This is a genomic window from Pedobacter sp. 05L430 (assembly GCF_056397585.1).
This window is the reverse complement of sequence record NZ_JBFTNT010000222.1, coordinates 1-7,581: the sequence shown is the minus strand read 5'-3', so window position 1 is coordinate 7,581 and position 7,581 is coordinate 1. Positions and strand designations below refer to the sequence as shown.

The 7,581-nt window shown below is 37.7% G+C and carries 4 protein-coding genes and 1 other RNA gene; 3 read left to right on the top strand and 2 right to left on the bottom strand.

Features of this window, described 5'->3' with window-relative positions; genetic code table 11:
- Positions 1-166 precede the first annotated feature (166 nt).
- A complete protein-coding gene (gltB, locus tag AC1DG9_RS20455; RefSeq protein WP_477635149.1) occupies positions 167-4,678 on the bottom strand; it encodes a glutamate synthase large subunit in 4,512 nt (1,503 codons plus the stop codon).
- A gap of 454 nt (positions 4,679-5,132) precedes the next feature.
- Between gltB and ffs the strand changes: the two genes are divergently transcribed.
- Together ffs and fsa are read left to right on the top strand one after the other, a co-directional pair.
- Positions 5,133-5,232: signal recognition particle sRNA small type (gene ffs / locus AC1DG9_RS20450), an RNA gene on the top strand.
- 138 nt (positions 5,233-5,370) lie between these two features.
- Positions 5,371-6,033, top strand: coding sequence for a fructose-6-phosphate aldolase (gene fsa / locus AC1DG9_RS20445; protein ID WP_048905467.1), 663 nt, complete (start codon positions 5,371-5,373; stop codon positions 6,031-6,033).
- Between the two features lie 98 nt (positions 6,034-6,131).
- Here fsa and AC1DG9_RS20440 read toward each other — a convergent pair whose 3' ends face one another.
- A complete protein-coding gene (locus tag AC1DG9_RS20440) occupies positions 6,132-6,674 on the bottom strand; it encodes a D-glycero-alpha-D-manno-heptose-1,7-bisphosphate 7-phosphatase (RefSeq protein WP_477635148.1) in 543 nt (180 codons plus the stop codon).
- 125 nt (positions 6,675-6,799) lie between these two features.
- Between AC1DG9_RS20440 and AC1DG9_RS20435 the strand changes: the two genes are divergently transcribed.
- The gene (locus tag AC1DG9_RS20435) at positions 6,800-7,516 is read left to right on the top strand and encodes an alpha/beta fold hydrolase (protein ID WP_477635147.1); all 717 of its coding nucleotides are present in this window, start codon (positions 6,800-6,802) and stop codon (positions 7,514-7,516) included.
- Positions 7,517-7,581 lie beyond the last annotated feature (65 nt).

Sequence of the window (7,581 nt, the reverse complement as noted above, 5' to 3'; positions counted from 1 at the left end):
GACAGAAAGGAACACCGCAATCCATGCATCTGGCTGCTTCTTTGTTAACTTCCTCCAGTTCAAAATTCTTTACGAATTCATTATAATGTTTTAAACGCTCTTTTGCATCTTCTTTTAAAGGAGCAGTTCTTTCGTATTCTAAAAATCCAGTTACTTTTCCCATTATTTAAGATATTTTCAGTTTGTTACTTTTGTTCATTAATACTGCTTTGTATTCTTTAGGGAATACTTTGATGAAATGTGCAGATTGTGTTGCCCAGTCGTCTAGCAAGAATTTAGCTACACTACTTTCTGTAAGCTGAAGATGTTTCTTTAATAAATGAGTGATACGTAGTTCATCCTGTTCATCAAGAGGATCCAGATCTACCATCTCTTTATTGCATTTGTTTGCAAAATCACCTTTAACATTATAGATCCATGCAATACCACCGCTCATACCAGCCGCAAAGTTGCTACCTGTATCGCCAATAACCAATACCTCGCCGCCAGTCATGTATTCACAACCGTGATCTCCAAGTCCTTCTACAACAGCAGTTGCACCAGAGTTACGTACCGCGAATCTTTCACCCGCCTGCCCTCTTACAAACAGCTCACCAGAAGTTGCACCATAAAGAGCCACGTTGCCGATAATGATGTTTTGCTCAGGTACATATTTAGTAGTACTGAAAGGGAAAATCGATAATCTTGCTCCCGAAAGTCCTTTACCTACATAATCATTGGCCTCGCCTTCAAGATGTAATGAGATACCTCTAGTAGCAAATGCTCCGAAACTCTGACCAGCAGAACCTTTGAATTTGAAATTGATGGTATCAGCAGGTAAACCTTGTGATTTGTATATTTTCGAAACTTCGTTTGAAAGCATGGTGCCAATTGCACGGTTGGTATTTTTAACTTCGAACTCCTTATATATAGGCTCTTTGTTAAATAATGCAGGCTGTGCAGCTTTGATTAATTCGTGATCCAGAATTTCTGATAATCCGTGATCCTGATCTTCTGTTTTAAATAAGCTTAATCCATTATCTGGTGCTTTATATAAAATTGCAGAAAGGTCAAGGTCTTTTTGTTTCCAGTCTTCCTGAGCTATTGCACGTACTTTTAATGCGTCAGATTGACCAACCATTTCTTCAACGCTTCTGAAACCAAGTTCAGCCATTGTTTCTCTTAACTCCTGAGCCAAGAAATAGAATAGGTTAACTACGTGATCCGCTTCACCTGTAAATAGTTTTCTTAAGTTAGGATCTTGAGTAGCAACACCAACAGGGCAAGTATTTAAATGGCATTTACGCATCATAATACATCCTGCGGTTACAAGAGCTGCAGTTGCAACACCCCATTCTTCGGCTCCAAGTAAAGTTGCAATTGCAATATCTCTACCTGTTTTTAGCTGTCCGTCTGTTTGTAACACAACCCTGCTACGCAAGCGGTTTTTAACAAGCGTTTGGTGCGCTTCAGCTAATCCAAGTTCCCAAGGTAAACCAGCATGTTGTATTGAAGTTAACGGAGATGCACCTGTACCACCATCAAATCCTGATACCAGAATTACATCAGCATGTGCTTTAGCTACTCCTGCAGCAATAGTACCAACACCAGCTTTAGAAACCAGTTTTACGTTGATTCGTGCTTCTCTGTTAGCATTTTTTAAATCGAATATTAACTGTGCCAAATCCTCGATAGAATAAATATCGTGGTGTGGCGGAGGAGAGATCAACCCTACTCCCGGAGTAGCGTGACGAACTTTTGCAATCCAATCATCTACTTTGTGTCCAGGTAACTGACCACCTTCACCAGGTTTTGCACCCTGTGCCATTTTAATTTGTAACTCATCTGCATTGGTAAGGTAGTAACTAGYTACACCAAAACGTGCAGAAGCGATTTGCTTAATTGCAGAGCGCATTGAGTCACCATTTTCAAGCACTTCATATCTCAACTCATCTTCACCACCCTCACCGGTATTGCTTTTTCCACCAATACGGTTCATTGCAATAGCTAATGTAGAGTGTGCTTCGTGAGAGATGGAACCGAACGACATTGCTCCGGTAGCAAATCTTTTAAAGATATTTTCAACTGGTTCAACCTCCTCTAAAGAAATAGCCGGGCGATTGTAACTGAATTCAAATAAACCTCTTATTGTATAAGCCTGGTTTGTTTGCTCGTTTACCAGTTTAGAGTATTGCTTATAAGTGCTGTAATCATTTTTCCTTGTAGCGTTTTGCAACAAGTGGATGGTTTGAGGGTTGAACAAATGCTGTTCACCTTTACGTTTCCATTTATAGTTACCACCAGTAGGTAAAATAGCATCCGGACGGTTAGCTAGTTTAAAGATCCTGTTGTGTTTAATCAACGTTTCTTTAGCTATTTCGTCTAAGCCTAATCCACCGATTCTTGAAACAGCTCCGGTAAAGTAGTTGTCTACTACACTTTTATGTAATCCAAGAATTTCGAATATCTGAGCACCATGGTACGATTGTAATGTAGATATACCCATTTTAGAGAATATCTTTAACAAACCATTGTTAACCGCGTAGATATAATTTTGGAATAATTTTTCTTTTTTCTCTTGAAGTTCAGTTTCAAAACCAGCAATAGTTTCTAAAGCCAGGTAAGGATTTACTGCAGTTGCACCAAAACCAATTAAAGTTGCAAAATGATGAACTTCCCAAACATCACCAGCCTCAACCACAATACCCACAGCACCTCTATATCCTTTACGGATTAAGTGATGGTGAACGGCTGAAACAGCTAATAACGAAGGAATGGCAGCATGCTCAGAATCAAGAGCCCTGTCAGAAAGGATAATTACCTGGAAACCATCTTCAACAGCATCAACAGCATAGCGGCAAAGCCTTTCGATACCTTTAGCTAATGCACCCGGGTTGCCATCTGCTCTGAAATAAGTTTGTAGTGTTTTGGATTGGAATACTCCGGTATCTATACTTCTTAATTTCTCAAGTTCAAGGTTGGTTAATATAGGATGTTTAATGCCTACACAATGACATTGCATTGCATTTTCTTCCAATATATTACCGTTATTACCCATAAAACCGGCTAAACTCATTACCACTTTTTCCCTGATAGGGTCAATTGGTGGGTTAGTAACCTGGGCAAATAACTGCTTAAAGTATGAGGCTAAGTGTTGTGGTTTTTGAGAAAGGATAGCCAAAGGAATATCAGTACCCATTGAACCAATTGGTTCTTTGCCGTCCTGAGCCATTGGTTTTAAGATTAGATCAATATCTTCTCTGCTATAGCCAAAAACCTGTTGGTATCTAAAAATAGACTCCTGAGACAGATTGCTAAATACTAATCTTGGATCAGGAAGTTCTTCCAGTCTGATTTGGTATTTATTGATCCAGTCGCCATAAGGCTTGCTACCACATACCTGTTGTTTAATTTCAGCGTCACTAATGATTCTGCCTTGCTCCATATCTACCACAAACATTTTTCCAGGAGTTAATCTTCCTTTCTCAATGATTTTGCTTTGGTCAAGAGCTAGTGCGCCAGCCTCAGATGCCATAATTACACGGTCATCCTCAGTGATGGCATATCTTTGCGGACGAAGTCCGTTTCTATCTAATGTAGCACCTATAAGGTTTCCATCGGTAAATGAAACTGCCGCTGGTCCATCCCAAGGCTCCATTAAAGTAGCATGGAATTTATAAAAAGCTTGTTTCAGTTCATCCATATCGTCATTACCATCCCACGCTTCAGGAATTAACATCATAAGAACGTGTGGTAAAGAACGACCAGAGTGAAGTAGTAATTCTACTATATTGTCTAAACATCCAGAATCTGAGTTAGACTCATCAATTACAGGAAGTAAAATATTTAATTCTTCAGGAGTAAAGTAAGAAGAAGCAAAAGATTTAACACTTGCTCTGAACCAGTTCAGATTACCCTGCAAAGTATTGATCTCTCCATTATGAGCGATATACCTGAAAGGTTGTGCCAGCCTCCAGGAAGGGAAAGTGTTTGTAGCAAAACGCGAGTGAACTAAACCAAAAGCTGAAACCACACGTTTATCGCTAAGCTCAGTAAAATAGCTTCTAACTTGCAGTGAAGTTAGCTGACCTTTATATACAATTGTTCTTGACGAAAAAGAAGCAATATAAAAGTCGCCATTAATACCTTTTACAGTATTATTAATTGTTTTAGACAGGTAGTTTTTAAATACGTACAGTTTACGTTCAAAATCTGCACCTGCTGCAATTGCATAAGGACGGGCAATAAATACCTGTTCCATTTCCGGTTCTACTGACAAGGCCATATCGCCAATACCTTCTGTATTGGTTATTACCTTTCTAAAGCCCAGAACTTCCAGGTTTAGTTTTTCGGCAGCGCGGTAAATAATTTCCCTACATTCTTCTCTTGCCTTCACATCTTTGGGTAGGAATAGCATTCCGACGCCGTAATCTCCAGATTCATTTAAACTGAATCCGATTTTGAGACACTCGTCATACAGGAATTCATGGGGTATTTGTATCATAATACCAGCCCCATCACCTGTATTGATTTCAGCTCCGCAAGCCCCGCGGTGATCAAGATTTTCAAGAATGGTTATAGCGTCAGAAATAATTTGCTGTGATTTCCTGCCCTTTATATGGGCAACAAATCCGATACCGCAGGCATCGTGCTCAAAACGCTGGTCATATAACCCTTGGTTATCTTGTTTTGGTTCCATAAGTCTCGTTTAAATATTAGTTTTGGTATAGTGTATTTAGGACACTAAGATACGAATAAAATTCAAGGAATTATAATATTCACATATTTTTTAGAAAAAAAGCAGTACTTGGCAATGAAGTGCGTACTTAATTATCATATTAGTAAATTACATCGTTTTAATTTATGATGTTGGTAATGGTGTTATTTAGAATTATTTTGCATAACAAAATAATTACAAATGGCTTTACGTGCTTTAAACGCAATTTTTCTTGTTTTTTGCTGTCGGTTTTTTGATTTTCTTCTATTTAATCTAGTGTGTTCCCTTGTAAGGTTATCTAAATATAAGGGAAATATTAAATTATTTACAAACTCAATCTCTTTAACGTCAATTGATTATCTTTATTTCCTTTAAAAAGTTGAAATATTTAGTGATTTTCCTTTCGTAGATTCAGGTCTTTTGCTACTTTTGTGGCGGGCAAGTCTTTTACGATCAGCTCCTTTTGAACTCCCCCAGGTCGGGAACGAAGCAAGGGTAGAAAGTTGTAGCGATGCGATAAGAGGTGCTTGCCCTTTTTTTACTTTCAATGTAAAAAAAGGCTCTCCTCTCCTATTTTTTCCATCTTTTCTTAAAAGACTTCAATGTAAATACCTAATTTAGGCGTTTATTAATTGACAACTTATAACATTAACCAATTTGCTAAATTAAATAACATGAAATTTTTTATTGACACAGCTAATCTTGATCAAATAAAAGAAGCCCAAGATCTTGGTGTTTTAGATGGTGTAACCACTAACCCTAGTCTTATGGCTAAAGAAGGTATTACGGGCGATGCTAACGTAATTGCGCATTACAAGGCCATCTGCGCTATCGTAGATGATAATGTAAGTGCAGAAGTGATATCTACCACCTATGATGAAATCATCAAAGAAGGTGAAGCTTTAGCTAAATTAGATCCAAAGATTGTTGTTAAGGTACCTATGATTAAAGATGGCGTTAAAGCAATTAAATATCTTTCATCTAAAGGTATCAGAACCAATTGTACTTTAATTTTTTCTGCCGGACAGGCATTATTAGCTGCTAAAGCGGGTGCAACATATGTATCTCCATTTTTAGGTCGTTTAGACGACATCTCTACTGATGGTTTACAATTAATTGAAGATATCAGATTAATATTTGACAACTACGGTTACCCTACTCAAATTTTAGCTGCTTCTATCCGCGGTCCGTTGCATATTGTAAATTGTGCTAAATTAGGTGCAGATGTAATTACAGGTCCTTTATCTGCAATTACGGCTTTGTTAAAACACCCATTAACTGATAGCGGTTTAGCTCAGTTCCTTGCTGATCACAAAAAAGCTTCAGAAGCAAAATAGTGTTTCTTTAACGCATAAAAAAGGCTGGATCATAATTTATGACCCAGCCTTTTTTATGTGATTTATATATAATTGCTTAAGTTCGGTCGGGTGAAGACTTAGTCTTTATCTCTGGCTAATATTCCTGCACTAAGTGTTTGAAATTCATTCCCTGCAAGTACTTCTTTAACAAGATTGTAATCTATTTGTTCATCAGGTAATATCTCTATACCCTTTACCCCTGCTCCGTTTGCAGCTTCAACATCCCTTGGTTTGTCGCCAATCATTACAGAAAGGGCCGGATCAATGTTGTATTTAGCGATAGCTTCTAGTAGCATTCCTGATTTAGGCTTTCTGCATTCGCAATCGCCAGAAATAGTTGGATGATGAGGACAGTAGTATGCATGCGTTATTAAAGCACCCTGATCTTCAAATTTTTGAGCAAGAACTTTATGCATTTCGGCCAGTGCCTCTTCAGTATAACGCTTTTGAGCAATTCCACCTTGATTTGTAATTACGATTAGCAAGTAGCCCTCGTCATATAGTTTTTTCAAGGGAGGAATCTGATATTCCAATACTTCAAAATCTTCTAGTTTGGTAATGTAATCGTGAATTTCGTGATTAAGAACGCCATCGYGATCCAAAAAAATAGCTTTATTCATTATTTATAGTTATTCCTCTCGGTATTTTTATACCTTATGGGTTAGTTTAATATTCCAAATATGAGAATATAAAGTTTATTGTGGCCAGATATTGTTTGTTTTTATTAAACAAATGACCTCTGGCTATGTTATTAGAAGAGTTAAATTTTAAATATATACGATTATGCCATACATGTATAGCATACGACAGACGTGGTTTTGGTCAATCAGACAGACCATGGCATAATTATGATTATGATACACTTGCAGCCGATTTACACGAGGTAATTACAGCACTAAACCTAAACGATGTTACCCTTGTAGGGTTTTCGATGGGTGGTGGCGAAGTGGTTAGGTATTTAGGTAAATATGGATCATCTAGAGTTACTAAAGCTGTATTGATTAGTTCTGTAGTTCCCTTGCTTTTGAAAACAGAAGACCATGAAGAGGGTGTTCCCCGTGAAGTATTCGATGGTATGATTGCAGGCCTGCAAAATGACCGACCTGCTTTTTTAACAGAATTTGGGCGACAATTTTTTAGTGTAGACGGGCAGAACAAACCAGTTAGCCAGGAAATTCAAAACTGGATGCATCAACTTGCAATTGTTGCCAGTCCTAGAGCTACCACTGAATGTGTTCGTTCCTTCTCTGAAACTAATTTTAGAACAGATTTAAGTGTAATCACCATTCCTGTATTGATTATTCACGGTAATGATGATAAAATTGTACCTATTAACATTACCAGTGATGTAACTTCTTCACTATTGCCCAACTCAGAATATCATGTTATTGAAGGTGCATCACATGGCGTATTCCTTACCCATAAAGATGAGGTCAATAAATTGCTGCTTAATTTTCTGTAAAAATATGTGGCGCTCTGTCCTACTGTTTAATCGCAATTTGCCTTTTTTATAGAGATGGGAATATT

Excerpts from the sequence above, each read along its gene's own strand:
- fsa (WP_048905467.1), top strand. The coding sequence starts at position 5,371 with ATGAAATTTTTTATTGACACAGCTAATCTTGATCAAATAAAAGAAGCC.
- AC1DG9_RS20435 (WP_477635147.1), top strand. The coding sequence starts at position 6,800 with ATGTTATTAGAAGAGTTAAATTTTAAATATATACGATTATGCCATACA.